Genomic DNA, 26,959 nt, shown 5'->3' on the forward strand with positions numbered 1-26,959 from the left:
TAATTAATGCGCTGTAGAAAGCGTGACTTGTTTTACACCAATATTTTTTATAGCAAACGAGCTTACCACCATGAAACATACAGCAGGCACTGCATAGGCCCATTGTATATTTTGGGTGAGATCAGAAATATAACCAAGGAGTACGGGAAATACGGCTCCTCCTGCAATAGCCATAACAAGGAAAGAAGTACCTTCCTTAGAACGGTGTCCCAGCCCGCGAATGCTTAATGCGAAGATAGTAGGATACATGACCGACATGAAAAATTCCACCCCGCCCAGGGCATACACGGCTACATAACCCCGCGCAAAAATTGCTACCACCAATAATAAAATATTAATGATGCTGTATAGTAGCAACAACCTGGCCGGTGCAATAAAACGCATGAGCACTGTGCCGATGAAACGCCCTGACATAAATGCCAGCAGGAAAAATGATAATAGTAAGGCCGCATTTTTTTCATTGATCCGCGCGGCATGCCATGCAAAGCGGATGAAGAAGCTGCTTACGCTTACCTGTGCACCCACGTAAAAGAATTGGGCAATGACACCCAGGCGCAGGTTGGGCTGTTTCAGCACTGCCCAGTCCAGTTTTCTGGTTTCCTGGGGCGCATGTGCTTCAGGCAATGCGGTACGCCAGCACACCAGCGCTACCCCTAGTACAACCAAGCCAATGAGCAGGTAAGGTATTTGTACCGCCCCAGCCTCGTGTTGCAAATAATTTTGTAAAGCTGCTGTGGGCATGGCTTTAAGCTGGGCCTCTGTAAAGGTGGTGCCAGACAGTATGAACTGACGCCCCAGCAGCGGCGCCAGACAGGCGGCCAGCCCATTGAAAGATTGGGCGAAGTTGAGCAGGTGTATTCCCTTGCCCGGTTGTTCCATTTCGCCCAGCTCTGTCATATACGGATTAGCGGCAGATTCCAGGAAGGTGCAACCGCAGGCAATGATAAAAATGGCTGCCAGGAAAAATGCATACCAGCGTAGGGAGGCCGCCGGGTAAAATAGCAATGCTCCTGCCGCAAAAAGTAGTAGCCCGGTAAGAATACCTTTTTTGTATCCATACCTTTTCATGAAAAGGCCCGCTGGCAGGGCCATGAAAAAATAGGCCAGGTAAGAAGAAGCATCGATCAGCGACGACTGAATATCGGATAGCTGGCAGGCTTTTTTCAAATGTGGAATGAGAATGGGGTTAAGATTCAATGCAAATCCCCATAAAAAAAAGAGGGCAGTGACCAGTATCACAGCCACCCCTAGCGGACGTTTCGACATTAACAGGTGCGTTTGTACCATTATTCCGGCTTGCCGGCAATAAAGCGTGGATCAAGTTACAAAGTAGGATAGTTTTCCATACGGAATACTACGGATTTTAACGAAAGGTCATGTTATATTCACTTTTCATAGATAATTTATAAGAGTTAAGTTGAAAACAATACCGGTAGGAATGGTTGAAGAAATGTTTACTGCCCTTGCGCAGGTATATAGGGTGTGAGATAAATAATGAGTGGTCCATCCAGAGCGGTAGAGAGGGTGTCCGCGAAGTGTAGGGAATGCGAGCAGAAGCCAAGTACCGGCTATTGCTTTTCATTTCCAGGATTACCGATAATAAATATCCAATGGGCAATTATGCCCGTACTTACTTAAATTTAAGAAAAATTGTATGGTTGTTCTCCCGTAAATATCAGCCCTTAACAGGTAATGAACTAAAAACAGCAGGTCGCCCTATTTGTTGAAAAATAAGCTTTATTGCGGGATGGCCAGGATTGATATAGAATGTGCTAAAACATGAAACAGATGACCCAACTTGTATTATTACGCCACGGAGAAAGTACCTGGAACCAGGAAAACCGGTTTACCGGGTGGACAGATGTAGACCTTACGCCCAAAGGCCAGGAAGAAGCCCGCCAGGCGGGCCGTCTGCTTCATCAGGGAGGGTATACATTTGATATGGCCTATACTTCCGTGCTGAAGCGCGCCATTAAAACGCTGGATCTATGCCTGGATGAAATGGATCAGCTGTGGATACCGGTAGTGAAGTCCTGGAAGTTGAATGAGCGCCATTATGGAGCATTACAGGGGCTCAACAAAGCCGAAACGGCCCACCAATATGGGGAAGAACAGGTGCATATCTGGCGCCGCAGCTACGATATTCCTCCTCCGGCATTGGAACCTGGCGACGCGCGTTTTCCCGGAAAAGATCCCCGTTATGCAAATATAGCAGCGGCGCTGCTGCCCCGCTACGAGTCGCTCAAGGACACGGTAAAAAGGGTGGTGCCGTATTGGGAAACGGAGATAGCACCCATGGTGCGCGCGGGCAAAAAAATTATCATCGCTGCCCACGGCAACAGCCTGCGTGCCTTGGTAAAGTTCCTGGATCATATTCCTGATGCCGACATTGCAGACCTCAATATTCCCACGGGCATACCGCTGGTATATGAAATGGGCGAAGACCTGCGCCCGCTCCGTAAATACTACCTGGGCGATGCTGCCCACATTGCCAGTGCTACCGCTGCCGTAGCGGCCCAAGGTAAAGTGAAATAAAAAATGAGCATATCGCACAAATCCTTTGCAGGACTGCGTGGTATGCCCACTATCGTGTGGAGGAACGTATTAACTACGCCTCCGGGAAATTAGCCAGATAATTACGAAAACAACCACGGCTACCAGTAATATACCCACCCATACGCCTGTTTTAAAAATGTCGCCAATGGCTTGACAACTGGTCAGGAGCAGGCTGGAAAATGCTAATAAAGAAAAACAGATTGCTTTCATATCGCTGTTTTAATGTTAGTGAATAAGTAGAGTCTGCGAAAACAGATAGCACATCCTGTGCCATTGACTATAGGTAAAAAAAACCGCCCAAGAATAGGCGGTCGTCATTTTATCCTTATATCTAATAAAGCGATTGAAAATAAGTTTAATGCAGTATAGGGAAAAATCGATGGCAGGTCATTGGCTGGGTAAAGTTTTCAATAGTAATTATTCGACCGCTTATACAGGTTCGTTCATGCAAAACTAAACAGAACAAGCAGGCTTATTTGTAGCAATTATACTACAACTTGTTAGCAAATGCCCCCTTAATTTTGCCTCCACTTCGCAGCTTAGGTGCAACTATTCCAATTTATGCCTTTGGATCGAAATAATATAATGCAGTTCCCTTCCTAATATTGTACCACCAGTTTTAGCTTTTTTCTTTTCTGAACATTTAATTGCAAGGCAACAGCTTGCAGGCAAAACAATTTTTTTAGGCTGATGTAAAGAAGAAAATTAATAAAATTTTTGACAGTGTTTTTATGCAAAACGGTAGGATTGTTAACGGACAATAACAAATAAGGAGTATAAGTTTAAAATGTAGCATGGTGGCGGTTTTTACGAGTTGTGTATACGTTTATTTGCAACTGTAGAAAATAAACTACAGATAGTTTTTTGAGGTAGCGCTAATTTGCGGCTCCATTCTAACCGGCAAAGTAATCCGGGGCTGATAGCCGGATGTGCTGCACATTGGAGCGAATGGATTAATTTCACGTTTTTTGTGAAAATTGTTAAGTTTGTAAATAATTACTATGCCTGCTGCCAGACTTGCCTGATCTACTTATCAGTTACTTATATGCCATCCAGCTCCATTTCCATCACGGGTGCTTCACCACTTTTGCCGTGCATACAAGCTGCCGATAATCAGATAGACTTTACAGTCAGTTACGATTTACATACAGCTCCGGAGCCGCTGCAAACCGTGACGTAGGACGTTCTGTATAGTAGCATGGTCCATTAAAGAATAAATGTTTGATTGCATAAGCATTCGTCTTCCTGGTTTAAAATTGCTGCCAACTCAGATTCTTCATTAACCCGATTGCACTGATGTTATCCCAGAACCGACTTTGACTTGTGCTATCTGCATATTTTTATCAACCGCTGCTCCATTGTTCCGGCTTATTGCAGGAAAACGCGATGGGGCCGGTGCATACGGGGTACTGCTTTTGTGGGAATTTGGTATGAATTTAATCGTTTCGTGTTTAATTGCGCTTTTGCCCTTGCATACACCGTGCGGAGCTCCCGCTGCCGCGAGCAGGCATTATATTGAATGCCCGGCCTTTACGGTAACGGCTTTCTCCGTTGGGCCTTTGCCGCATCAACCTGGTGTACAGGTAGCCGTACTGGGCTTTCCCCTGTTACTGATACTGACTTATGGACAATGGGGGATTGTATTGGTGGCTATGCTGCTGCTGGTGCTGGGGCTAGTACGCCTGGACTTGCTGAATAAGCGCCGCAAAGACCGGCAGGAACTCCGGAAAATGCAGGTGGAATATGAAGCCATGCAGCATTCCGTGATAAGGTTAGGACAATTGGAAACGTTGTTGAGGCAACAAATGCGCGTGCAAGAACGCCTGATTACGGCTATTCTCCACGATATAAAAAGCCCCCTGTACTACCTGCTTATTTCTGCCCGTGCGCTAAGCAGCCGCATTACCTCTACTGCAGGCGGGTTACAAGCCGATGCCGCCGCTTTTTATGACGCCACTTACCGTATGTACCAACTGTTGGACAATTTGCTGCAATACGTAAAACTGCATGCGCAGAATAAACACAATGTGCAGGAACCTATTGCCCTACGGGCGCTGGTGGCAGAAAAGGCCAGCATCTTTACAAACATGGCAGCGGCCAAAAACATTGATATAGAAAATGACATAGATGACTCGCTTACGCTACGCAACGACCGCACTATGCTCGCTATTATTCTCCATAATTTAATGGATAACGCTATCAAATTCACAGAATCCGGCACGGTTCGCATAACCGCCACCGTAAAAGACGGCCAGGTATGCCTGGAAATTGCAGACAGCGGGGTGGGTATGCATGCGGGCTGGATGGACTGGGTGAACCAACCACTAAGCGTAGATACACCACCTTATCCGGCGGAAAATGGCCTGGGACTTATCATTGTAAAAGAGTTGCTCGCAGAGATTCATGGCCGGCTAAAAATGAGCAGCAATGAAAATGGAACAGTGGCCGAGGTGATCGTTGCATACAAATAACGATAGCAATTCCACGTGTCAGAAATACAGGGGATGTCTTTTAAAAATGCCTGCATGTACATTTACAGGAATAATCGTTGCAAAATGGCAAACGCCCGCGCAGGTAACTTGCGCGGGCGTTTATTTATCTGGTATAAAATGAAAAATTATTTAGTTGTTGCTATACATCCTAACCGTATCAGCTAGTTCTATAATATTTGACACTTCAAGTTTGGCGAAAATCCTGGTTTTATAAGTGCTTACGGTAGAGAGCTGGAGATGCAGTGTTTTGGAGATATCGGCTACACTGCTGCCTTTAATGAGTAGCTGCATCACTTCCGTTTCGCGGTTAGAAAGGGCCAGGAGAGGATTGCCCGTGGGCCGCGTTTTTACATTACCATTTACCAGGTGCTGACGAATGTTGGAGCTTAAATATTTTTCGTTATTAAGTATTTGGTGGAGGGCAGTTTTGATCTCATGTTCAGAAGAATGTTTTACCAGGTAACCATCGGCACCTGCCTGTAAATAGCGGAGGGCGTAAAGTTCTTCATCATAAGCAGAAAAAATAAGAATCTTAATCTTAGGCTGGCGCAACCGCAGCACGTCTATCATTTGCAAATTGTCGCCACCCGGAATATTAATATCGAGTATGATCAGGTCGTAATGGCGTTTGGCCATCTCCTTTAACGCCAGATCAAAATTATCGACATCCCTGATGTATACCTTGGGTAGCATATCACGAATAATGATCGTAATACCGAGCCTCACTATAGTATGGTCATCAGCAATTAAAATATTAGTCATAGGAGTCTTTCTATCTTAAATGATTTGGGTCAAATCAGGGCTCACGGGCAGCTACATGCTGATAAATGCAGCTTTTCAGGGACACTTTCTTAATAGCTATAAAGACCGCAATTTACAGTGTAATGTTTTATAATACATAGAAAAATCCAATTTGTAGTAATGGTACTACAAGTCATTCTGTGCAACTGTTCTCCTCCTGATCAACAATATACTCATTCAATAGTAATCCTTACTAATTTTTTCGTCGTGAGTGGGATGGGGATGTAGATCTTCTTCCGAAACTATTTCTGTAGCTTCAAAAGCACCGGCAGAACCATCTGCAATAATCTCCTCCTCTGCAGGCAGCGATGGTGCAGGTTGTTTTGTTGTTGCTTTGGATGGATCCGTAGACTGTAGCTGATTTGTTAGGTAAATGCGCATATTATTCATACAATCACTGTTTTCAAGTACAATGCCACCGTTGATATTCAGCTTAAAATATACATATTATTTACGCAATAATAGCACTGAACTTACAGGGTTTGAAAAACCAATGCCATAGATAAAATTTTAGACGTAAAAAGTACGCTTATTATAAAAAATGTTGTTCTTTTGCGAGACCGCCCGGGGGCATTGGCTCAGGGCTATCTTTTAAACCTTATCCAACATTCCACTATTATGGCAGCCGATTTACTGCAAAACGTGCATACCCGCTACAACCTGCTCACTGCTGAATGGGTATTGGTTTCTCCTCATCGCAATAAACGTCCCTGGCAGGGTAAGGTAGAAGCCGCCGCCGGCTTGCAACGCCCGGCTTATATGGCAGACTGCTACCTATGCCCAGGCAATCACCGCGCGGAAGGGGTGGAGAACCCGGTGTATACGGAGCCCTATGCGTTTACCAATGATTTTGCCGCCCTTATTCCCGGTACGCCGGAGGGCCGGTTTGAAGAAGATGGGTTGCTGATTGCCCACAGCCAGCAAGGGCAGTGCCGGGTGATTTGTTTTTCTCCCCGCCACGATCTCACGTTGCCGCAAATGGAATTAGCAGCTATCGAAAAGGTGGTGCAGCTGTGGAAGGAAGAATATGTAAACCTCGCCGCCAACCCTTCTATTCGTTATATCCAGATTTTCGAGAATAAAGGCGAGATCATGGGTTGCAGCAATCCACACCCACATGGCCAGATCTGGGCCCAAAGCGAGGTGCCTACGGAGCTGGTAAAAGAAACCCGGCAGCAACAGGCCTATTATGAAAAAAATCATCGTAGTCTGCTGGCCGATTACCTGGCGCTGGAGGAGAAAAAAAAGGAGCGGATCGTTTGTGAGAACGAACATTTTGTGGCGCTGGTACCTTTCTGGGCGGTATGGCCATATGAAACAATGATCATCAGCCGCCGTCAGGTGGCAGACATCCGGGAGTTTACGCCCGCGGAGCAGGCAGCCCTGGCCAGCATCCTGAAACGGCTTACTACGCGGTACGATAACCTGTTCCAGACCTCTTTTCCTTATTCTGCCGGTATGCACCAGGCACCGGTAAATGATGGGGCCTACCCCGGATGGCACTGGCATATGCATTTTTATCCACCCCTGCTGCGTTCTGCCACGGTGAAGAAGTTTATGGTAGGTTATGAAATGCTGGCCAGCCCCCAGCGCGATATTACCCCGGAAATGGCTGCCGCCCAGTTGCAGGTGATGCGTGAGGTTCATTTCCTGGAAAAATAATCTCCTAAACTGGCGTGCAAAACGGGGGCGCTGCCAATACGGCATGCCGCCTTAACAAAAAAAAATTAAAAACACAACGTTCGCCGGCCATGCTCCCTACTATCTTCCAGGATAGTATTCAGCGCCGCCAGGCGGGCGTTATAGCGCCGTGGGCGCGGCATGCGGTCCTGGGATATATAGGATCAAATGGTGGCTTTTTTATATTTCTTCTACTTAATCCTTTCGTTTTCCATGATAAATGCCTTTCTTTGATGTTGGATTTTACAAAAGGACAAATAATAAAACATCAGACATGAAATTCTTTATTGACACCGCCAACCTGGCGCACATTAAGGAAGCCCAGGACCTGGGTATTCTCGACGGGGTAACTACCAATCCTTCCCTGATGGCTAAAGAAGGCATCAAGGGAACGGAAAACATCATTAACCATTATAAAACAATCTGCGAAATCGTGCCCAACGGCGATATCAGCGCTGAGGTACTTTCTACCGACTTCGCCAGTATCGTGGAAGAAGGCAAGAAACTCGCGGCCATTCATAAGAACATCATCGTGAAGGTGCCTATGATCAAGGATGGTATTAAAGCCATTAAATGGTTCACCGACAACGGTATCAAAACCAACTGTACGCTGGTATTCTCTGCCGGTCAGGCTATCCTGGCGGCAAAAGCTGGCGCTACTTACGTTTCTCCTTTCATTGGCCGTATAGACGACAGTGGTTGGGAAGGCACTCAGTTGATTGGCCAGATTGCCAATATCTACAGCCTGCAAGGTTTCACTACCGAAATCCTGGCGGCTTCTATCCGTAACGCCAACCACATTATCCAATGTGCAGAACTGGGCGCAGACGTTTGTACCTGCCCCCTGGACGCTATCCTGGCGCTGCTGAAGCACCCGCTTACCGACATTGGTCTGGCTAAATTCCTGGAAGACGCAAAAAAAATGTAGTATACTTTTTACGCCGGCAGGGTACTCTCTCCCGAGAGTGTCCTGCCGCGTGATTTACACCACATCCTGATACCATCCACTTTCTCCGGCAATTCTGACCGGACAAAATTTTTACTGGCATGAATGTTCAAGCATTAAGCAATATTGCTGCACAGGTGCGCCGCGACATCGTTCGCATGGTTCACCAGTCTCAATCGGGCCACCCCGGCGGTTCCCTGGGTTGCACCGACTATTTTGTAGCCCTTTACTTCCAGATCATGAAGCGTAATCCTACCTTCACGATGGACGGTATTGGCGAAGACCTTTTTTTCCTGTCTAACGGCCACATTTCCCCGGTATGGTATTCCGTGCTGGCCCGCGCCGGTTATTTCCCAGTAAGCGAACTGGCTACGTTCCGTAAGCTGAACAGCCGCCTGCAAGGCCATCCTACCACCCATGAACACCTGCCAGGTGTACGCATAGCCTCCGGCTCCCTGGGTCAAGGCTTGTCTGTAGCCATCGGCGCTGCTCATGCTAAAAAGCTTAATAAAGATCCTCAACTGGTATTCTCCCTCCATGGTGATGGCGAATTGCAGGAAGGACAGATATGGGAAGCAGCTATGTTTGCTGCCCACAATAAAGTAGATAACCTGATCTCCACTGTAGATTACAACGGTCAGCAGATTGATGGGCCTACCGAAAAAGTGCTGTCGCTCGGCAACCTGCATGCAAAGTGGGAAGCTTTTGGCTGGGATGTGATGGAGATAAATGGCAACGATATGCAAGCTGTTGTAAACGGCTTGGAAGAAGCCAAATCTCGCACCGGCAAAGGTAAACCGGTAATGATCCTGATGCACACGAACATGGGCCACGGTGTGGACTTCATGATGGGCACCCACAAGTGGCACGGTGCTGCACCTAACGACGAGCAACTAGCCGCCGCACTCGCGCAGCTAATATCGACGGAAAAGGATTATTAAGATATTACCCGGATTGAATCTTCGCTATTATCAGCCTTGTGCATCGTACCTGGTACGCTGTACAGTAAACAGACAAGCATGAAAAAATATACTTTCACCGAAAAGAAAGATACCCGTTCCGGCTTTGGCGCCGGACTGCTGGAAGCGGGCCAGCGCAATGATAAGGTAGTGGCGCTGTGCGCTGACCTGATCGGCTCCCTGAAAATGGAAGCTTTTATTAAGGCATTCCCGGAACGTTTTACCCAGGTAGGTATTGCGGAAGCTAATATGATTGGCATGGCCGCCGGTATGACCATAGGCGGTTATATTCCTTTTACCGGCACTTTTGCCAACTTCTCTACGGGCCGTGTGTACGACCAGATCCGCCAATCGGTAGCTTATTCTAACAAGAATGTGAAGATCTGCGCATCCCACGCAGGTCTTACGCTGGGAGAAGACGGTGCCACCCACCAGATCCTGGAAGATATTGGCCTGATGAAAATGCTGCCCGGTATGACCGTGATCAACCCTTGTGATTACAACCAGACCAAAGCAGCCACCATTGCCATCGCCGATTATGAAGGCCCGGTATACCTGCGGTTTGGACGCCCGGTAGTGCCTATCTTTACGGCTGCCGATCAAAAATTTGAGATTGGCAAAGCCTGGATTGTAAACGAAGGCAAAGACGTAACCATCGTAGCTACCGGCCACCTGGTTTGGGAAGCGATCAAAGCCGGCGAAATATTGGCTGAAATGGGAATAGATGCGGAAATCATCAACATCCACACTATAAAACCACTGGACGAAGCAGCTATCTTAAAATCTGTTGCCAAAACACGCTGTGTGGTGAGTGCAGAAGAGCACAACCGCCTGGGTGGCCTGGGTGATAGCATTGCACAGGTATTGGTGAAACACGATCCCATTCCGATGGAATATGTGGCCGTAAATGATAGCTTTGGAGAAAGCGGCACACCTGATCAACTCATGAAAAAATATGGCCTGGATGATGCCCACATCGTAGCCGCCGTGCAAAAAGTACTACAGCGCAAAGGCAAATAAATTACTTGTAACAATGGGCCGCAAAGGCCCATTGTTGTTTTACTAACTAACTGAAATAGGATGCTGTCATTAGACTTTACCCCCGAAGCATTTTTGTTTGATATGAACGGTACCATGATAGACGATATGGGCTTTCACCTGATCGCCTGGGCCAATGTACTGAACAACGAACTAAAAGCAAATCTTACCAACGAACAGGTGAAGCTGCAGATGTATGGTAAGAACGAAGAATTGCTGGGCCGCGTATTTGGTAAAGGTCATTTTACCCAGGCGCAGATGGATGCCATTGCCATGGATAAAGAAAAGGCTTATCAGCAAGCATATAAGCCGCATCTTAAACTCATAGAGGGCCTGGCCCCCATGCTGGACGCGGCAAAGGCTAAAGGTATAAAAATGGCCATTGGTACAGCGGCCATTCCATTTAATATCGATTTCGTGGTAGACAATTTGAAATTGCGCAGTTACTTCCCGGTGATCGTAAATGCTCTGGATGTGGTGCATAGCAAACCTCACCCGGATGTGTTCCTGCAATGCGCGCAGCAATTGGGCGTAAATCCCGCACGCTGCATTGTATTTGAGGACGCGCCCAAAGGCATAGAGGCTGCGTTGAATGCAGGCATGAAGGCGATCGTGCTAACTACTTTGCACGAGCCGCAGGACTTTGCCCAATATTCCAATGTGCTGGCCGCTATAAAAGACTATACCGATCCCGCCATTCAGGAGCTGCTGCAACGCTAACGCGGTTATTCTTAAATTAATAGTGCCGGATGTAACAGGGATGTCGTATTTTAATCATACAAATCCATGTTATGAAACTTACTTTGTGGACCTGCTGTTTATTAATCCTCTGCCATCACCTTTTTGGGCAGGACCGAAATAGGATAGAAAGTACCGTGCAGGTACTGGACATTGCCAGCGGCAGCATTGCTACACTTTATAAAGGCAGTCGCCATATGGAAGCACCCAATTGGGCCCCCAGTGGGGTTTGTCTGGTGGTAAACAGCAATGGCAAGCTCTACACACTACGCTGGCCGGAAGGACAAAAAATGACACTTAAAAATGTAGTACTTTGCGAACTTTCCACCGGCAAAGCCAGGGCGCTTAACAACGATCATGGATTTTCACCAGATGGGGACTGGCTGGCCATTTCTCATCATGGTACTGTGGGCGATACCGGATTTTTTGCATCCCAGATATCCATTATCCCTTCTTGTGGCGGCGCTTCACGGCAAGTAACCACAGGTAGCCCTTCTTACTGGCATGGCTGGTCGCCGGATGGTAAAACACTGGCCTATTGCGCAGCACGCAATGGTAACTTCGATGTTTATACGATCCCAGTAACGGGTGGATCTGAAACCCGGCTCACCACCAACCCCGGCCTGGATGATGGGCCCGAATATTCGCCCGACGGGCAGTACATTTACTACAATGCTTACCGCGACAGTACGATGGAAATATGGCGCATCCACCCCGATGGCAGCGGCCAGGAGCCGGTATTACAGGATCAATATGATAACTGGTTCGCCCACCTCTCCCCAGACGGGACACAGTTTGTAACCATTACCTACCTGGAACGCCAGCACGGAGATCATCCCTTCGGCAAACAAGTGAAACTGCGTTTGTATAATTTGCAAGACCACAGCATCCGCGACCTCACGGATGTATTTTTGGGCGGGCAGGGTACTATCAATGTGCCTAGCTGGTCGCCAGACGGGAAGCGTATTGCGTTTGTGCAATACCGGGTGCTAGAGTAGGGCAGGAAAAAAAAACTAGGATACAATATAGAAATATCGTTTTTATTGTTAATCTTTGTTTTACTGACGTTTTTTTCAGCATTTCATTTGCTATAGCCCTTCATGTTGGGTTTGTTTGTTTTGTTTATACCTAAATTACACACATGAGTAAATTTACCCTGGTAATGTTGTTGTTTGTCCTGACACCCGGGTGGGCACAGGTTTAAGCCCAAGAACATTTAATATGGAAAGTATCTCTTTAAGATAAAAATATCATCCCTCATTTTATACCAATCCCTTATATGTTATGAACCGCTTTTTAACTTATGTATTATTGGGTTTTATTGGCTGTCTGATGACCGCCATTCAGGTATTCGGTCAAACTACTACGGCCGGTTCCTATTTTGTGAACAATCGCTATTACTATGTTGACAGGGGTATTTCCGGATCAACAAGGGATGCAACGGGTATTGATTATATTTTGCTGCACGAGGCATATAATGGCACTCTGCTGGCAGAACATTATATTATGGGAAAAATTACCGGCATCAGAGGTGCTACTACTGGCTGGAATCGTAAAGTGACTATAGAAGTAAATACCGCTTCGGCCTATAATACCGACAGGGGCAGCGTAGTTAGTTACAATGAGCCGACCTTTTTAGCCTATGTAACCTATAACGCGAAAAAATACTTAGCCCTAGCCATCAATAACGGTTCAATTATTTCCTCTTTTTCTTTCACCGGTTATGCCTATAACGAAATGCTGACGCTGGTGTCTGGTGCTGACGTGACAAGTCCTTTACCCTTTTTGGCTGCCGACCCGGTTGCTTTCCAGGGAAATGTAGGCATTGGCACTTTGGGGCCAGCCGCAAAATTATATGTGAAGGCTAATAATACTGGCAGCGATATTAACGCTACCGCCAATTTGAGTGGGGATGTTATTGTAGAAGCGCCTACTGGCGGTCGTTTAGCTAATAAAGGAGCCTCACTGGAATTTGCGTTGCCTGCAAATACCGATGGTAGCAATCCCTATGGACAGGGGCGCATCCTTACCGTAGCTGGTAATACGGCAAACGGGCAGGCAGTAGGCAAAATGATATTGGGTACCCGCCGCCAGTTTACTAAAACTGGTGATACCACCAGTTGGAGTTATGGTGATGACCTGGTGATAGACGGTAGTGGCAATGTAGGTATCGGTACGCTTACGCCACAATCTTTGCTGTCCGTGAAGGGACTGATCACTGCACAAAAAGTAAAGGTAACGATGACCGGCTGGGCGGATTATGTATTTGAGAATGGCTATCAATTACCTTCCTTACAATGGCTCGAAGCCTATGTGAAAGCCCATCATCACCTGCCGGACTTACCCGCTGGAGATACAGTAACAACCCAAGGACTTGATGTAGGAGAGATGAACAAACTACTATTAAAAAAGCTGGAAGAGCAGACTTTATATCTGATAGAACTGAATAAAAAAGTAGACGCCCTGCAACTGGAAAATAAACAATTGAAAACGGAAATGGGGGATATTAAAAAGCAAATCATTGAAAATTAATAAAGGGGAAACCTTGGTGTTGCGTAAAAAGCAGGCATGTTTATTTACACAAACCATATAAAATCCTGGCTTTCATGTTTCGTCATTGAAGTCCATATCCCGTTTCCATAAATTCACGTAATTTCATGCCCAATAAAAACCACCGCCATGGGTATATTTGACAAACTGAGGAACGAGTTTATTGATATTATTGAGTGGGTAGACAATACCAGTGACACCCTGGTATGGAAATTTCCCCGCTACCAGAACGAGATCAAGATGAACGCCAAACTAACGGTGAGGGAATCGCAGTTGGCCGTCTTTATCAATGAGGGTAAAATTGCCGATATTTTCCAGCCCGGCATGTATACGCTCACCACCCAGAACCTGCCTATTCTCAGCACCCTAAAGGGTTGGGGGTATGGCTTCAACAGCCCTTTCAAGGCCGATGTGTTTTTTGTAAGCACCCGCCAGTTCACCAACCAGAAATGGGGTACTAAAAACCCAGTGATGCTGCGCGATGCAGAATTTGGCCCTGTGCGGTTGCGGGCCTTTGGCAGCTATGCCTTCCGCGTGAAAGACGCGGGTCAATTCCTGAAAGAAATTGCAGCCACCAACCCGGAATTTACCGTAGAGGATATTAACGAACAACTCCGTAACCTGGCCGTGAGCCGTGGAATGGACGCCATTGCGGAAGCGAAAATTCCTGTGCTGGATCTGGCCGCCAAGTACGACGAGGTATCGGCGTTGATCACCGAAAAAATTAAGCCTGAGTTTAATGAACTGGGCCTGGACCTCACTAAATTCCTGATCGAAAATATTTCCCTGCCCGAAGAAGTAGAGGCCGCGCTGGACAAGCGCAGCAGCATGGGTATCATTGGCAACCTGGGCGCTTATGCACAGTTCCAGGCCGCCAATGCTATGGGCGATGCCGCAAAGAATCCCAGTGGAGGCGGGCTGGCCGGTGCCGGTATTGGCGTAGGGCTTGGAGCGGCTATGGGTAGCCAGATGGGTAACGTATTTCAGCAAAACCAATTTCCGGGCAATGCTACAGCCGGTAATGCCGGAGCAGGCGCTCCGCCGCCACCGCCCCCGGCTGCCCAGATATTCCTGGCCATCAACGGCCAGCAGGAAGGGCCTTACGACCTGGCTACCCTGCAACAACTGGCAGTGGGTGGCCGGCTGAACGCGCAAACCCTGGTATGGAAAGCGGGTATGGGTGCCTGGGCGGCCGCCAGTACGCTGCCGGAAGTAGCTGTTTTACTGGGTAGTGTACCCCCACCTTTGCCTTAATCATACAGCATAATCATATTTTCCCCGCGCGCAGACCGTAATGGCTGCGCGCGGGTTGTTCTTGTCTGTATACTATTTCACTTATAGCTTTCTCCTCCAATGCCTTTTGAAGAAAAGACAGCCAATACCTTACAAAATACCCTGAAGTGCGCTAGTTGCGGCGCCGCCCTTCATTACGCGCCCGGCACTGAAAGCCTTACCTGCGATTATTGCGGGACAGTGAACAAAATCGATATTGCACCTGTAACCATCATGGTAGTAGACTATGAAAAATACATAGCGACGGCCATAACGCCGCAGACTGGCGAAACAGCCAATGTGGTAAAATGCAGCAGTTGTGGAGCATCCACCACTTTGTTGCCTAATGTTACATCGGATACCTGCCCTTTCTGTGCCTCCCCGCTGGTGATTGCACAAGCCACACAGATGACCATTCCCAAACCGCATTACGTATTGCCCTTTGCGGTGAAGCAGCAGGCTGCTTATGATAACTTTGGCCACTGGTTGAAGAAGCTATGGTTTGCTCCGTCCGATTTGGTGAAGAAGTCGAACAATATCACCTCCCAGCAGCTCAAAGGCATCTATATTCCCTACTGGAGTTTCGATACCAATACCTACACCGCCTACCAGGGCGAACGCGGGGAATATTATTACACCACTGAAACCCGTACGGTAACGGTAAATGGGGAAAGCCGTACCGAAACTTATGAACAGCGGCATACACGTTGGTATTCGGTGAGTGGCCGGGTGCAGCACGCCTTCCGCGATGTGCTGGTATCTGCCAGCCCCTCGCTGCCGCAAAAACTAGCCACCCAATTAGAACCCTGGCGTTTGGAAGACCTGGTGGGTTTCGACGAAAGGTTTCTCAGCGGTTTCCGTTCCGAAATGTATAGTATTGCCGCGCCGCAGGCCTTACAGGTGGCAAAAGACCGCATGGATCCTGTAATACAGGGAGATATTCAGGACGATATTGGCGGAGATGAGCAACGCATTGATAATTATAACACCGATTATAAAGACCTGGGGCTGAAATACATCCTGCTGCCGGTATGGATTAGCGCCTATCGATACAATAACAAGCTGTATCATGTAGTAGTAAATGCCTGCACAGGCGAGGTGGCCGGTGAACGGCCCTATAGCGCCCTCAAGATCGCACTGCTAGTCATCGGCATCCTGGCGGTGGTTTTCGCGGTGTATATATTAGCCAATCATCATTAAATACAACCTGTAATCCTCACTGCGATAATATGCGGTAATTTGTAATTATCTTGTTCATTGCGATCAACCATTACAAATTCCGGGGATTGCATTAATCTAAACCAACAAGATGAAGCGTACCATTCTATCCGGCGTATTTGCCCTTTGTGCGGGGATGCCGGTTTTTGCCCAGGCACCCGCCGACACTGCAAAGCCCGTAAATCATTACGATTACAAGGCGTTATTTAACCCTGTGTTTTATACCAAAAACGGTACAGAAACCCGCTCAGCCAGCGGCGCTCCGGGTGCCAAATACTGGCAAAACATGGCAGACTACCAGCTCAATGCCACGCTGAACGACAGCACGAACGAGATCACCGGTAGTGAGGTGATGACCTATGTGAACAATAGCCCGGACAAGCTTTCCTTCATATGGATGCAGGCCGATGAAAATCTTTTCCAAAAGGATTCCCGCGGCGCGGCCATCCTGGGAGCAGGCCCCAGCCGTTACGACACTAAGGGTAAGGTGTTTGATGGAGGATATAAAATCAAATCCATCAAAATCTCTAGTGGGGCAGGCGGCAAAAGCGCTGAAGCCACCGCACAATATATCATCACCGATACCCGCATCCAGATACTGCTGCCCACTGCACTGGCAGCTAATGGCGGTAAATTGCAGGTAAAAATCGAATACAGTTATATCACGCCCGATTACGGTGCAGACCGTAATGGTGTACTCACCACCAAAAATGGTAAGGTGTTCGCCATTGCCCAATGGTTTCCCCGTGTATGCGTATACGATGACATCCTGGGCTGGAATACCAAGCCCTATACCGGTCCTGGTGAATTTTACCTGGAATATGGTAACTATGATATTAAGATCACAGCGCCAGCCCGCAACATTGTGGTATGCTCCGGCGAACTGCTAAACGCTGCCGAAGTATACACACCCGAACAAGTGAAACGCTGGGAGCTGGCCAAAAAGAGCGATAGCACCATCACCATTCGCAGTGCGGAAGAAGTGACAGATCCCAAATCACGCCCGGCCAAAAAAGACCTGACCTGGCATTTTCAGATGAAAAATGCACACGACGTAGCCTGGGGCGCATCGGCGGCATTTGTAGTAGATGCAGCCCGCATTAACCTGCCCAGCGGTAAAAAGTCTTTGTCTATCGCCGCTTATCCGGTAGAAAGTATTGCTAATGATGGATGGAACAATGCCGCTAAATTTGCCAAGGCTTCCATAGAATTTAATTCCAACAAATGGTTTGAATATCCTTACCCTGCCGCTACCAACGTGGCAGGTAATGTAAGTGGTATGGAATATCCCGGTATCGTATTCTGCGGTTACCGCTCGCATGGTGCCGAACTTTATGACGTAACCGATCACGAATTTGGGCATACCTGGTTTCCCATGATCGTGGGCAGTAATGAAAGGCTGTATGGCTGGATGGATGAGGGATTCAACACCTTCATCAATACCCTGAGCAAAGAAGGTTACAACCATAATGAATTTAGGGAACAGCGCCAGAATTTTACCCTGGCAGCCGGCATGTACACCAGTCCTATTTTTGAACCGGTGATGACCGCCCCAGATGCGATGAAAGAACGCAACATCGGAATACTGCTCTATATGAAACCCAGCGCCGGTCTTACCATCCTGCGTGAATACGTAATTGGTAAAGAACGTTTTGACCGCGCATTCCGCACTTACGTAGAACGGTGGGCTTACAAACATCCGCAGCCAGATGATTTCTTCCGCACCATCGAAAATGTGGCTGGGGAAGACCTGAACTGGTTCTGGAGAGAATGGTTCTACAACACCTGGAAACTAGACCAGGCCATACGCGAAGTGAAATACGATTCCTTCCGGAAAGCCACAATCATTACCATCGAAAATATGGAGCCTATGGCTATGCCGGTAGTAATGGAGATCAAGACCAAAACCGGCAAAACGGAGCGTGTATCATTGCCCATTGATATATGGATGCGTAACACCATCTTCAGCTACAAATGGACCGGCGATGATGTGGTGTCTGTAAGCCTGGACCCCGACCATTACCTGCCGGATGCTAATATCAAAAACAACAACTGGACAGCGCCTGCAGATGCTCCCGCCGTCAATAATTGATAAAGTGATTGTTATGAAGAAGGCCGCCCAGTTTGTAGGGGCGGTTTTTTTTGTGTAACGTTTTTATCTGGCATTCATATGTCAATGCCGCTAGTAGGCGTTTAGTCGCTGAGTAGTGCAAAAAAACATAGAAATATACCGCGCTTCCGCCTATAATCCTTGCACCCTGCATGAATATCAAAACGCATCATCGGCCTCCTGGGCCACTTGAATGTATTCCGCGAAGTCGTGCGTAGACACTACCACGCCTTTGCCGGTGGGCAGCGGCATGATGGCGATTTTATAACCCTGCTCTTTAAAGTGGGGGAGGTAGTGTTGTAAGAAGCGCTCCAATGCAATGGCTTCGGGTTTTTCTTCGCCGGTGCGCAGTAACTCCGCGAATTCGGCATACGGCCATACCGGAAATACGCCCTGTTCGTCTTGTGTAAACATGGTAAACCCGCTTTCGGTACCCAACACCCACACCTGTGCTGCTTCCACGATTTGTTCAATGCAATACTCCACGCGATCCAGTGCGGATGCAGCCAGCAGGTTGTCTATTTCTTCCTGGTCTATCATAATAGGATGTTAAAAATGTACAATGTGGGTTTAAACTTACGGAGAATATGTGGTAAAATAAAGAAGGCGCCCTCCTGCATGGAAGGCGCCTTCTTCGCCATTATACAATGCTTAGTTATGCTTCTACCGGTGGTTTCTTTGCATCCTTATTCAGTTTGCGCTGTTCTATCCAATAATAGAACGGCGGCAGCAGGAAGGGGGTAAACAACAACGTGGTCGTTAATCCGCCGATGATCACCGTAGCCAGGGGGCGTTGCACATCGGAGCCTATGCCAGACGATTTTGCAGCCGGAATGAGGCCGATGATGGCTACGATCAGCATCATCATTACCGCCCGCAATTGCTGGGAGGAAGCGCGGCTTACTACGCTGCGTAGGTCTTCCCGTGGGAACATCTCCCGTTCCCGGTTATACGAAGAAATGAGCAATACGCCTGCCATCACCGAAATACCAAACAGCGATACAAAACCTACGCCGGCCGATACGTTAAAGTTATATCCCCTTATCAGCAATGCGGAAATACCGCCGGCCAATGCAAAGAAGATACAGGCAAACGTCATGAGCGCATAGCGGATGTTGCGGAACAGGATAAACAGTACCAATAAAACAATCACCACGGTAAGCGGGATAGCAATGGCCAATTGTTTACTGGCGCGTTCCAGGTTTTCGAACTGGCCGCCGTAGGCCACGGTGTAGCCTTGTGGCATGTGAATGGCGGCACCCACCTTCTTTTGCGCTTCCGCTACAAAACTGCCCTGGTCGCGGCCACGGATGTTTGTTTTTACGGTGAGCAGCCGTTTGTTGTCGCCACGATAAATATTGGTCTGACCGGGTGTCAGCTGTATATCGGCCAGTTGGTTCATCGGGATGAGGGCACCGCTGGGAGTTGGTACCTGAAGGGATCGGATCACATCAATATTATTGCGTTCCTGCGGATAATAGCGCACAATCACATCATATTTCTTAGTGCCGTCATACAGGCTCGATACCTGTTTGCCGCCAATGGCTGCTTCCACCATGGTCTGGATGTCTGCTACATTAATGCCGTAGCGGGCGGCCGCCTGGCGGTCTATTTTGATAGACAACTGGTCTTGCTGGCCTTCCTGTTCTATACCCGTTTCCGTAGCACCCGGAATATTGCGTACAATGCTCACCACAGAGTCTGCCACCTGGCGCATATAGATCAGGTCATCGCCGGAAATTTCAATGGCCAGATCGGCTGCGGAGCCATTTACGATCTCCGTTACCTGGTCAATGATAGGCTGGCCAAAAGACAGCTGTGCGCCTGGCAATGCCCGCTGTATCTGGGTTTTAATTGTTTCCACCAGCTCTGCCTTGGTAGTGTCGTGTACCCATCCGCTGTAATCTTTTAGCATCATGAGTATTTCGGTACGGTTGCTGGGAAAGGGATCTGTACCATCGTCATTACGGCCGCTTTGGGTGATTACGGTTTCGATCTGCGGATGGCTGGCCGCAATACTGCGGATCACCGGCGCAATTTTCTGATTTTCATGAATATTAGTACCTGCTGGCAGGAAAGAGCGCATGAAGATAGACCCTTCGTCCAGGGCGGGCAGGAACTCTGTACCCACCTTGCGGCCCAGGCTTAGTAATATAAATACGATGGCAAAACCAACGATTAAAAAAGGTTTGGAATGTTGCAACACCTTATTCACCGCCACCGCGTACTTGCGTTCCAGCCAGCTTAGAAAAGAATAGCGGGCCAGGAAGCCCGGGTTTTTATGCGGGTCATCCGTTTTCAGTAATTCTTTTTTATACGCAAAGGAAATGAGTACCGGGATGATGGTCAACGCGGCGATCATAGAACCAATTACTGCAAATGCAAGGGTAATGGCCATGGGTGAAAAGAGCTTACCTTCCACGCGCTGCATGGTGAGGATGGGCAGGTAGGCCAGGATAATGATGGTAACAGAGAAGAATATTTCGCGGCCCACTTCCTGTGCGGCGTTCAGGGTAAGTTTTACAATGCCCTCTGCTTTTTCTTCCGGTGTGGCGTGTTTAAATTTATGGATCAGATGGGCTGCCATTACACAGGCCCCGTCCACAATGATGCCGAAGTCTATGGCGCCGAGGGAAAGCAGGTTGGCCGGTACGCCGGTGAGGCGCATGAGGATAAAGGCAAACAACAGGGAGAAGGGGATAGTAAGTGCTACCACCAGCGCCGAGCGGATGTTGCCCAGGAAAAGAATGAGAATAATGATCACGATGCTGATACCTTCAAACAGTGTATGCGATACGGTGGTCAGTGTATAATTTACCAGGGTACTGCGATCGTATACCACGCGCAGGTGCACATCTTTCGGCAGTTCATTGTCCTGCAGGTCTTTCATCTTCTGCGTCATGGCTTTGAGTACCTCGGTGGGGTTTTCACCGCGACGCATGGAAATAATACCTTCCACGCCACTGTTTTCATTCACATGGGCGGTAGCATTGGTATAACCCAGGATGCCTTGTGGAGGCGGCGGGTTTATTTCCACGCTGGCTACATCGCGCAGGTATACAGGAATTCCGTTGATATTGGTCAGCACAATACTTTCAATATCCTGGGTACTTTTCAGGGCTCCCAGGCCACGTACGGCAAAACCTTGTCCGCCGCGCTCTACAATATTTCCCCCGGTATTCTGGTTGTTCTTAGCCACGGCGTCCATCAGTTGGGCCAGGGTAAGATTGTACTTGCGTAATTTCTCGGGCGAGGTGAGTACGTGAAATTGTTTCACCGGGCCGCCAAACGTTACGATGTCGGCCACGCCTGGTGTTTGCAGCAGGTATGGGCGGATCACCCAGTCTTGCAGGTCGCGGAGTTGCATGGGGGTGTAAGTAGGCGGCGCTTCCACCACGTAGCGGAAAATTTCGCCTACGGCAGAAGTAAGGGGGCCTAATTCGGGTACTACACCATCCGGCAGTTCGGCGGTGGCCAGGCGTTCATTCACCTGGGCGCGGGCAAAATAATCGCTCACGCCATCTTCAAAATTCAGTTGCACGAGGCTCAGTCCAAAGATGGTGCGGCTGCGGCGGGAGGTTACGTTGGGTACAGAATTAAGGGCGCGTTCCAGTGGAACGGTTACCTGCTGTTCCACTTCCTCGGCGGCGCGGCCTTCATAGGGCGCGATCACGATTACGTTGGTATCTGCAATGTCGGGATAGGCTTCGATCTTCATCAACTTAAAGCAGATGATACCGCCTATCATTAACACCAGGGCACCGGCGATCACCGCCCAGCGGGTATTGAGTGCTTGTATGAGAATATTCCTAATCATTCTTTACCATTGCTCTACTTTGTTGGTGACGATAAGTCCCCCCTTGTAGTGTTTTCTTAATTCGGTTATGATCTGCATTACTTTCTCATCGGCATCGATGAAGGAGATGAGCATGGGTGGTTCATCGAAAGAAAATAGCCGGTCGGGACGTTTCAGCCGGTGCTGGCTGCCAAATCCCCACTGGCCGCGGAAGGCTGTGGCCCCTGCGGCATTTTGTTCCAGCAGGAAGTGCATGATGAACTGGTACAGGGGCTGCATGCCCCATAGTTCGTCTTTATCGATGTAGATCTGTGCCTGTAGCATAGCTTGAATAAGATTTTTATTAGTAGCCGAATGATAAACCTTTTAATTGCATGGCGCCTTTATTCACGACTTTGTCGCCAGATTGCAGGCCGCTGAAGATTACCACCCGGTCGCCGATCTGCTGACCACTTACAATTTCGCGCCGTTCAAACACATTTACAGAATCTTGCACAAAGGCGTAATTCTTGCCCTGCACCGTTACGATGGAGGCTTGTGGGATACTTAGCAATTTGCCTTCGCTCATGCCAAACGATACGGAAGCGAACATGCCAGCTTTAAAGCGGTTTTGGCTATTAGGCAGGGAAATACGCATTTTTACCATACGGGTTACATCGTCCACCACGTCACCAAACGATTCGATGCGGCCGGGAAAAGATTCATCCGGGAAAGAGGAAAAATGAACAATGGCGGTGCCGCCTACTTTCAGTTTATTAAGCTGACTTTCGGGCACGTCGCAGGTTACCCATACCTGGCCTGCTTTTGCATTGAGCAGGGTTTGTGGGTCGAAGCCGGCTTCTTTTAATTTGGCTTCCTGTTCAATGATACCAGTTTTTTCATTTTGCAGGTTGGTATGCTCCATAGCCAGGGCCGTTTGGGCGTCCAGCACATCTTTGCCGGTGGCAGCGCCATGCTCGGAAAGATCTTTAAGGCGATCGTAGTCGATCTGCTTCTGGCGGATGTTTACATTGGATATCTGGTTAATGGCAATCTGGTGTTGGATTAGCCCGGTATAGCTGGCGGTGAGGTCTTCATCGTCAAACAATACCAGGTTATGGCCTGCATTTTCCGTAGAAGGTACCACAGTGGCGGCTACGTGCGCAGGCGCGTTGTAATTGGCAGAAAGGGTATCCATGCCCAGGGTTTCCGTTTGGAAGAACGCCAGGGTTGTGCTATCGTCCGGGAAAGAGATCACCCGTCCGTTGTCGCGGATCTCGGGGCGTATAAAACCCATCACCACGGGTGCTTTAGGCTTTTCCTTGCAGGCGCTCAAAATAGCCAGGGCGGCAATTATATAAAAAGTACTTTTCATGTGCATTATTGAGCTAATTGGTTAATCAATCCGGTCGCGTATAAAAGTTGTATGTAAGCTTTACGGTAAGCATCCACGGTGTCATAATATCCCTGGCGGGTTTCCAGCCAGCTTCTTTGTGCCTCCAGGTAATCCACGATAGTGGTGCCGCCTTTCAGGTAGGCATAGCGCACGCTGCTCAAAATGTTCTCCGACTGGGCCAGCACCTGGGTAAAGTTATCCAGGTTATGCTGCTGGGTTACAAAGCTGTTGTAGGCCGTTTGCACTTCGGTATTAATCTGCAGTTGAATGGCCTGTAGGTTCTGCGCACTTTGCTGCTGAACGTACTGCGATTTGCGGATCTCGCCCTGGTTGCGGTTCCAGAAGGGAAGGTCTATGGCGGCGGTAAAACCAACGTACTGTACTTTATTCTGCGGATTATAGATAACACCCACCAGTGGTTGCGGGGCGGCCAGTGATTTCTGGTACTGCACGTTGCTGGCGCTGGCGGTCATAGCGGCATTGGCCAGTTGCAGATCGGTACGGTTGGAGAGGGCCTGCTGCAACAGTTGATCTGCATTGCCGCCAAATATGGTGGTGAAGGTGTCTGTGGTGTCGATAGCTACACTGTCGGCTACGCCTAAAAGTAGCTTTAGGTTTTTCAGTTCGTTGTCGAAAGTTTGCTGTGCATTGATGATTTGCAGGCGATACTGGTTAGACAGTAACTGGGTGCGATATAGTTCGGTGGTAGTAATCACTTGTTTTTCCTGGCGCAGCCTGTTGATCGCCACCAGGCTGTCTACATTAGAATTGGCTACTTTCAGCAGTTCTAACTGGCGTTGGGCGGTCCATACATCCAGCCATTTGGCACCTACTTCCAGGAAAAGGTTGCGTTCTTCTTCGGCATAATTCTTTTGGGAAACGGCAAAGCGTTGGTTTGCCACATCAATTTTGTACTTGCGTTGGTTGGGCCATTGGATGGGCTTTGCAAGCTGCCAGAGGGTTTGCCGGTTATAGCCGCTGGCCCAGCTCGTGTTAGGGGCGTATTTGTCTACCTGTTGCAGCGTTTGGTTGCTGAGGTTGAGATTGGGCCGGAGCTTTGCGGAGGTAATATCGCTTTCGGCGATATGCACATCGAAGCTTTGCGTTTTGAGTACTGGGTTGGTGGCTTTGGCAGTTTGCAAGGCTTTTTGCAGGGTATAAATTGTCTGGGCAGACAAAGGCAAATTGGCCATTAACAACAAAGCAGCCCCCAGTAAGTAGGATACCCGGATTTGCATTTTTCGTTTTGGTTCAGATTAAAGGAATGACAAAGCTACCCTATAAAAAGCCGGGGCGCAATCGGATTGCATTAAAAATCACTTAAAAAAGTATTATAAAGTACTTAACTACAGGTTATACAGCCTTACATAGTCATGTGGAAGCACATGCAGGGTATAGTATGCAGGTTGATACGCAGTACAGTAATAGCTAGAAGCGTTAATTCAATACTTTATGAGAAATGCTACGGCTGTGAAAATAAGCAGAAACCGGGAGTTCAAAAATGGTTTTTTACAAGTGGTAAAATATTAAATTTGGTACCTGGCAGTGATACCAGGCATCAATTGGCCGGTACAGGGAATGCATGGTAAAAAAAATATTGGCCTGGTTTTTAACCTTATTTAATACTTCCTATTTAATACTCCCTTCCCAATAATCCGCTTTTTTTACCATCCTGAAATTTTCTTGCACAGAATTAATAAATATAAGGCTAATTTTGATTTACCTCAACCTGCAACTACTTATTAGTGATAATCGCTTAATATGAAAACTTTTTTACATGCGATACTGTCCCGGAGCCCGGCCCCCTGACAGTTTTCCGTATGAGGCATAAAGGAAACCTTTTATTGTATATTAGAACATTCTGGTATGAAAAGTTGTACTTATCATGGTTCTTTGTAAAAACCCGGCTGCTGGATACAGCGCGGAGCATGGTGCCATTGTTCATAGTCGTCGTTTTATTTTTTGTAAAAGAATAGCCGTTATGCTGCCTGCTATTATCGTCTTTTATTTTTTGATTGGTATAAGCCGCATTTGATTGTCAAAAGCTAATTATGAAAAGAGCCATTATGAGTGTGCTATCGGTCATGGGCGTTTTAGCGTTCCATTTCCGCGTTCAGGCACAAACCACAGATTCCCTGCTGGCCCAGGCTACTGTGCATGATTGCGTACAGTATGCGCTGGTTCACCAGCCTGCCCTGAAGCAATCCCAGATCGATGAAGCCATCACCGATCGCACCGTAAAAAGTAAATTGGCAGATTGGTACCCTCAAATCGGGCTGAACTACAATTTCCAGCACTATTTCCAGTTGCCCAAGTCTAACTTTGGAGGAAACATTATACAGCAAGGGGTAGAGAATACCTCTGTTGTGGGCGCTGGGCTTACGCAAAACATTTTCAACCGGGATGTGTTGCTGGCTAGCAGCACCGCAAAAACCGTTCGCCTGCAAGCCCGGCAGAATACGGTGAACAACCAGATCGTAACGATCTCAAACGTAAGCAAGGCCTATTATGATGTGCTGCTTACCCAGCGCCAAATACAGGTGCTGGTAGAAGATACCATCCGGCTGCAACGTAGCCTCCGGGACGCCTACAACCAATACCAGGGTGGTATTACAGACAAGGTGGATTACAAACAGGCACAGATCTCGCTTAACAATGCCAAGTCTCAATTAAAAAGCGCTTCAGAAATTCTCAATGCCAAGTATGCCACCCTGAAACAGGAAATGGGATATCCCGTATCCGGCACGCTGAACCTGGTGTACGATTCTGCTACCATGGTGCAGCAAGCCATTTCGCTAGACACCAGCACCCAGGTAGTATACGACAACCGTATTGAATACCAGTTGGAACAAACTACACAGCAACTGTTACAGGCTGAACTTCGATACAACCGTTGGAGCTTCCTGCCCACCGTGTCTGCCTTTGCAAACTATAACCTGGCCTATTTCAACGAACAGTTCAGTAAAACGTACAATACTGATTATCCAAACTCCTATGCGGGTTTGCAGTTGTCGCTGCCCATTTTCCAGGGTACCAAGCGTACCCAGAATATTCGTATTGCAGAATTGCAACTGGCCCGTTCTAATTGGGATGTTGCCCAATTGAAAGAGCAGATCAATACGGAATATACACAGGCCATGGCTACGTATAAGGGTAATCTCAACGATTTCTTTGTGCTTAAAGAAAACGTAGAACTGGCCTCCGATGTGTATACCACGGTAAATCTTCAATACCGGGAAGGCGTAAAAACCTACCTGGATGTGATTGTGGCCGAATCGGATCTCCGCACTGCGCAACTCAACTATTTTAACGCCCTGTACGCTGTACTGTCTGCCAAGGTAGACCTTCAGCGCTCCCTTGGCACGCTTACACCGCAAACGTTTTAAACAGAGTACTATGTTTCCGGTATAACGTACCCAAGGGTTACT

Annotated in this window: 22 protein-coding genes; 13 read left to right on the top strand and 9 right to left on the bottom strand. The window is 48.0% G+C overall.

The window, feature by feature from the left end:
* Nucleotides 1-3 precede the first annotated feature (3 nt).
* The gene (gene fucP, locus GA0116948_RS08105; RefSeq protein WP_089711165.1) at nt 4-1,266 is read right to left on the bottom strand and encodes an L-fucose:H+ symporter permease; all 1,263 of its coding nucleotides are present in this window, start codon (nt 1,264-1,266) and stop codon (nt 4-6) included.
* A 522-nt stretch (nt 1,267-1,788) separates the two neighbouring features.
* Between fucP and gpmA the strand changes: the two genes are divergently transcribed.
* On the top strand, nt 1,789-2,535 hold the full coding sequence (gene gpmA / locus GA0116948_RS08110) for a 2,3-diphosphoglycerate-dependent phosphoglycerate mutase (RefSeq protein WP_089711167.1): 747 nt from the start codon (nt 1,789-1,791) through the stop codon (nt 2,533-2,535).
* A 69-nt stretch (nt 2,536-2,604) separates the two neighbouring features.
* On the opposite strand, the gene GA0116948_RS08115 is transcribed toward gpmA, so the two are convergent.
* The gene (locus GA0116948_RS08115) at nt 2,605-2,766 is read right to left on the bottom strand and encodes a phosphatidate cytidylyltransferase (protein ID WP_089710909.1); all 162 of its coding nucleotides are present in this window, start codon (nt 2,764-2,766) and stop codon (nt 2,605-2,607) included.
* Between the two features lie 1,259 nt (nt 2,767-4,025).
* Here GA0116948_RS08115 and GA0116948_RS08120 point away from each other — a divergent pair.
* A complete protein-coding gene (locus GA0116948_RS08120) occupies nt 4,026-5,027 on the top strand; it encodes a sensor histidine kinase (protein WP_165798365.1) in 1,002 nt (333 codons plus the stop codon).
* A gap of 150 nt (nt 5,028-5,177) precedes the next feature.
* Here the strand turns inward: GA0116948_RS08120 and GA0116948_RS08125 are convergent, their stop codons facing one another.
* Nucleotides 5,178-5,810: a response regulator gene (locus GA0116948_RS08125; RefSeq protein WP_089710913.1), complete on the bottom strand. Its 633-nt coding sequence runs from the start codon at nt 5,808-5,810 to the stop codon at nt 5,178-5,180.
* Between the two features lie 216 nt (nt 5,811-6,026).
* On the bottom strand, nt 6,027-6,239 hold the full coding sequence (locus GA0116948_RS08130; RefSeq protein WP_089710915.1) for a hypothetical protein: 213 nt from the start codon (nt 6,237-6,239) through the stop codon (nt 6,027-6,029).
* 228 nt (nt 6,240-6,467) lie between these two features.
* Between GA0116948_RS08130 and GA0116948_RS08135 the strand changes: the two genes are divergently transcribed.
* The 10 genes from GA0116948_RS08135 (at nt 6,468) to GA0116948_RS08185 (ending at nt 18,342) form a co-directional block, all read left to right on the top strand.
* Nucleotides 6,468-7,511 carry a UDP-glucose--hexose-1-phosphate uridylyltransferase gene (locus GA0116948_RS08135; protein WP_170876076.1) on the top strand — a complete coding sequence of 348 codons (1,044 nt, stop codon included), beginning with the start codon at nt 6,468-6,470 and terminating at the stop codon, nt 7,509-7,511.
* Nucleotides 7,512-7,803: 292 nt separating this feature from the next.
* On the top strand, nt 7,804-8,457 hold the full coding sequence (fsa, locus tag GA0116948_RS08145) for a fructose-6-phosphate aldolase (RefSeq protein WP_089710919.1): 654 nt from the start codon (nt 7,804-7,806) through the stop codon (nt 8,455-8,457).
* A gap of 119 nt (nt 8,458-8,576) precedes the next feature.
* The gene (locus tag GA0116948_RS08150; protein WP_089710921.1) at nt 8,577-9,416 is read left to right on the top strand and encodes a transketolase; all 840 of its coding nucleotides are present in this window, start codon (nt 8,577-8,579) and stop codon (nt 9,414-9,416) included.
* 78 nt (nt 9,417-9,494) lie between these two features.
* Nucleotides 9,495-10,454: a transketolase family protein gene (locus tag GA0116948_RS08155; RefSeq protein WP_089711171.1), complete on the top strand. Its 960-nt coding sequence runs from the start codon at nt 9,495-9,497 to the stop codon at nt 10,452-10,454.
* Nucleotides 10,455-10,514: 60 nt separating this feature from the next.
* Complete coding sequence (locus tag GA0116948_RS08160) at nt 10,515-11,192, top strand: HAD family hydrolase (RefSeq protein WP_089710923.1); 678 nt, start codon at nt 10,515-10,517, stop codon at nt 11,190-11,192.
* A 71-nt stretch (nt 11,193-11,263) separates the two neighbouring features.
* Nucleotides 11,264-12,208, top strand: a complete 945-nt coding sequence (locus GA0116948_RS08165) for a TolB family protein (RefSeq protein WP_089710925.1) — start codon at nt 11,264-11,266, stop codon at nt 12,206-12,208.
* 286 nt (nt 12,209-12,494) lie between these two features.
* Complete coding sequence (locus GA0116948_RS08170) at nt 12,495-13,742, top strand: hypothetical protein (protein ID WP_089710929.1); 1,248 nt, start codon at nt 12,495-12,497, stop codon at nt 13,740-13,742.
* 147 nt (nt 13,743-13,889) lie between these two features.
* Nucleotides 13,890-15,014 (top strand): SPFH domain-containing protein, encoded by a 1,125-nt coding sequence (locus GA0116948_RS08175; RefSeq protein ID WP_089710930.1) that lies wholly within the window; start codon nt 13,890-13,892, stop codon nt 15,012-15,014.
* Nucleotides 15,015-15,113: 99 nt separating this feature from the next.
* Nucleotides 15,114-16,232: a zinc finger domain-containing protein gene (locus tag GA0116948_RS08180; RefSeq protein ID WP_089710932.1), complete on the top strand. Its 1,119-nt coding sequence runs from the start codon at nt 15,114-15,116 to the stop codon at nt 16,230-16,232.
* Nucleotides 16,233-16,341: 109 nt separating this feature from the next.
* A complete protein-coding gene (locus GA0116948_RS08185; protein WP_089710934.1) occupies nt 16,342-18,342 on the top strand; it encodes a M1 family metallopeptidase in 2,001 nt (666 codons plus the stop codon).
* Nucleotides 18,343-18,519: 177 nt separating this feature from the next.
* Here the strand turns inward: GA0116948_RS08185 and GA0116948_RS08190 are convergent, their stop codons facing one another.
* The 5 genes from GA0116948_RS08190 to GA0116948_RS08210 all read right to left on the bottom strand — a co-directional run bounded on the left by GA0116948_RS08190 (nt 18,520) and on the right by GA0116948_RS08210 (nt 24,769).
* Nucleotides 18,520-18,900 carry a DUF2750 domain-containing protein gene (locus tag GA0116948_RS08190; protein ID WP_089710936.1) on the bottom strand — a complete coding sequence of 127 codons (381 nt, stop codon included), beginning with the start codon at nt 18,898-18,900 and terminating at the stop codon, nt 18,520-18,522.
* A 115-nt stretch (nt 18,901-19,015) separates the two neighbouring features.
* On the bottom strand, nt 19,016-22,177 hold the full coding sequence (locus GA0116948_RS08195) for an efflux RND transporter permease subunit (RefSeq protein WP_089710938.1): 3,162 nt from the start codon (nt 22,175-22,177) through the stop codon (nt 19,016-19,018).
* Nucleotides 22,178-22,180: 3 nt separating this feature from the next.
* Entirely contained in the window at nt 22,181-22,480 is a 300-nt protein-coding gene (locus tag GA0116948_RS08200) for a DUF190 domain-containing protein (protein ID WP_089710940.1), read from the bottom strand.
* A gap of 19 nt (nt 22,481-22,499) precedes the next feature.
* On the bottom strand, nt 22,500-23,510 hold the full coding sequence (locus tag GA0116948_RS08205) for an efflux RND transporter periplasmic adaptor subunit (RefSeq protein ID WP_165798364.1): 1,011 nt from the start codon (nt 23,508-23,510) through the stop codon (nt 22,500-22,502).
* 5 nt (nt 23,511-23,515) lie between these two features.
* The gene (locus tag GA0116948_RS08210; RefSeq protein WP_089710944.1) at nt 23,516-24,769 is read right to left on the bottom strand and encodes a TolC family protein; all 1,254 of its coding nucleotides are present in this window, start codon (nt 24,767-24,769) and stop codon (nt 23,516-23,518) included.
* Nucleotides 24,770-25,582: 813 nt separating this feature from the next.
* Between GA0116948_RS08210 and GA0116948_RS08215 the strand changes: the two genes are divergently transcribed.
* Entirely contained in the window at nt 25,583-26,917 is a 1,335-nt protein-coding gene (locus GA0116948_RS08215; protein ID WP_089710946.1) for a TolC family protein, read from the top strand.
* Nucleotides 26,918-26,959 lie beyond the last annotated feature (42 nt).

This window comes from Chitinophaga costaii (assembly GCF_900094705.1).
Classification (GTDB): domain Bacteria; phylum Bacteroidota; class Bacteroidia; order Chitinophagales; family Chitinophagaceae; genus Chitinophaga; species Chitinophaga costaii.

Coding starts and splice junctions, on each gene's coding strand:
- fucP (WP_089711165.1), bottom strand. CDS start 1,266: ATGTCGAAACGTCCGCTAGGGGTGGCTGTGATACTGGTCACTGCCCTC.
- gpmA (WP_089711167.1), top strand. CDS start 1,789: ATGACCCAACTTGTATTATTACGCCACGGAGAAAGTACCTGGAACCAG.
- GA0116948_RS08115 (WP_089710909.1), bottom strand. CDS start 2,766: ATGAAAGCAATCTGTTTTTCTTTATTAGCATTTTCCAGCCTGCTCCTG.
- GA0116948_RS08125 (WP_089710913.1), bottom strand. CDS start 5,810: ATGACTAATATTTTAATTGCTGATGACCATACTATAGTGAGGCTCGGT.
- GA0116948_RS08130 (WP_089710915.1), bottom strand. CDS start 6,239: ATGAATAATATGCGCATTTACCTAACAAATCAGCTACAGTCTACGGAT.
- GA0116948_RS08135 (WP_170876076.1), top strand. CDS start 6,468: ATGGCAGCCGATTTACTGCAAAACGTGCATACCCGCTACAACCTGCTC.
- fsa (WP_089710919.1), top strand. CDS start 7,804: ATGAAATTCTTTATTGACACCGCCAACCTGGCGCACATTAAGGAAGCC.
- GA0116948_RS08150 (WP_089710921.1), top strand. CDS start 8,577: ATGAATGTTCAAGCATTAAGCAATATTGCTGCACAGGTGCGCCGCGAC.
- GA0116948_RS08155 (WP_089711171.1), top strand. CDS start 9,495: ATGAAAAAATATACTTTCACCGAAAAGAAAGATACCCGTTCCGGCTTT.
- GA0116948_RS08160 (WP_089710923.1), top strand. CDS start 10,515: ATGCTGTCATTAGACTTTACCCCCGAAGCATTTTTGTTTGATATGAAC.
- GA0116948_RS08165 (WP_089710925.1), top strand. CDS start 11,264: ATGAAACTTACTTTGTGGACCTGCTGTTTATTAATCCTCTGCCATCAC.
- GA0116948_RS08170 (WP_089710929.1), top strand. CDS start 12,495: ATGAACCGCTTTTTAACTTATGTATTATTGGGTTTTATTGGCTGTCTG.
- GA0116948_RS08175 (WP_089710930.1), top strand. CDS start 13,890: ATGGGTATATTTGACAAACTGAGGAACGAGTTTATTGATATTATTGAG.
- GA0116948_RS08180 (WP_089710932.1), top strand. CDS start 15,114: ATGCCTTTTGAAGAAAAGACAGCCAATACCTTACAAAATACCCTGAAG.
- GA0116948_RS08185 (WP_089710934.1), top strand. CDS start 16,342: ATGAAGCGTACCATTCTATCCGGCGTATTTGCCCTTTGTGCGGGGATG.
- GA0116948_RS08190 (WP_089710936.1), bottom strand. CDS start 18,900: ATGATAGACCAGGAAGAAATAGACAACCTGCTGGCTGCATCCGCACTG.
- GA0116948_RS08195 (WP_089710938.1), bottom strand. CDS start 22,177: ATGATTAGGAATATTCTCATACAAGCACTCAATACCCGCTGGGCGGTG.
- GA0116948_RS08200 (WP_089710940.1), bottom strand. CDS start 22,480: ATGCTACAGGCACAGATCTACATCGATAAAGACGAACTATGGGGCATG.
- GA0116948_RS08205 (WP_165798364.1), bottom strand. CDS start 23,510: ATGAAAAGTACTTTTTATATAATTGCCGCCCTGGCTATTTTGAGCGCC.
- GA0116948_RS08210 (WP_089710944.1), bottom strand. CDS start 24,769: ATGCAAATCCGGGTATCCTACTTACTGGGGGCTGCTTTGTTGTTAATG.
- GA0116948_RS08215 (WP_089710946.1), top strand. CDS start 25,583: ATGAAAAGAGCCATTATGAGTGTGCTATCGGTCATGGGCGTTTTAGCG.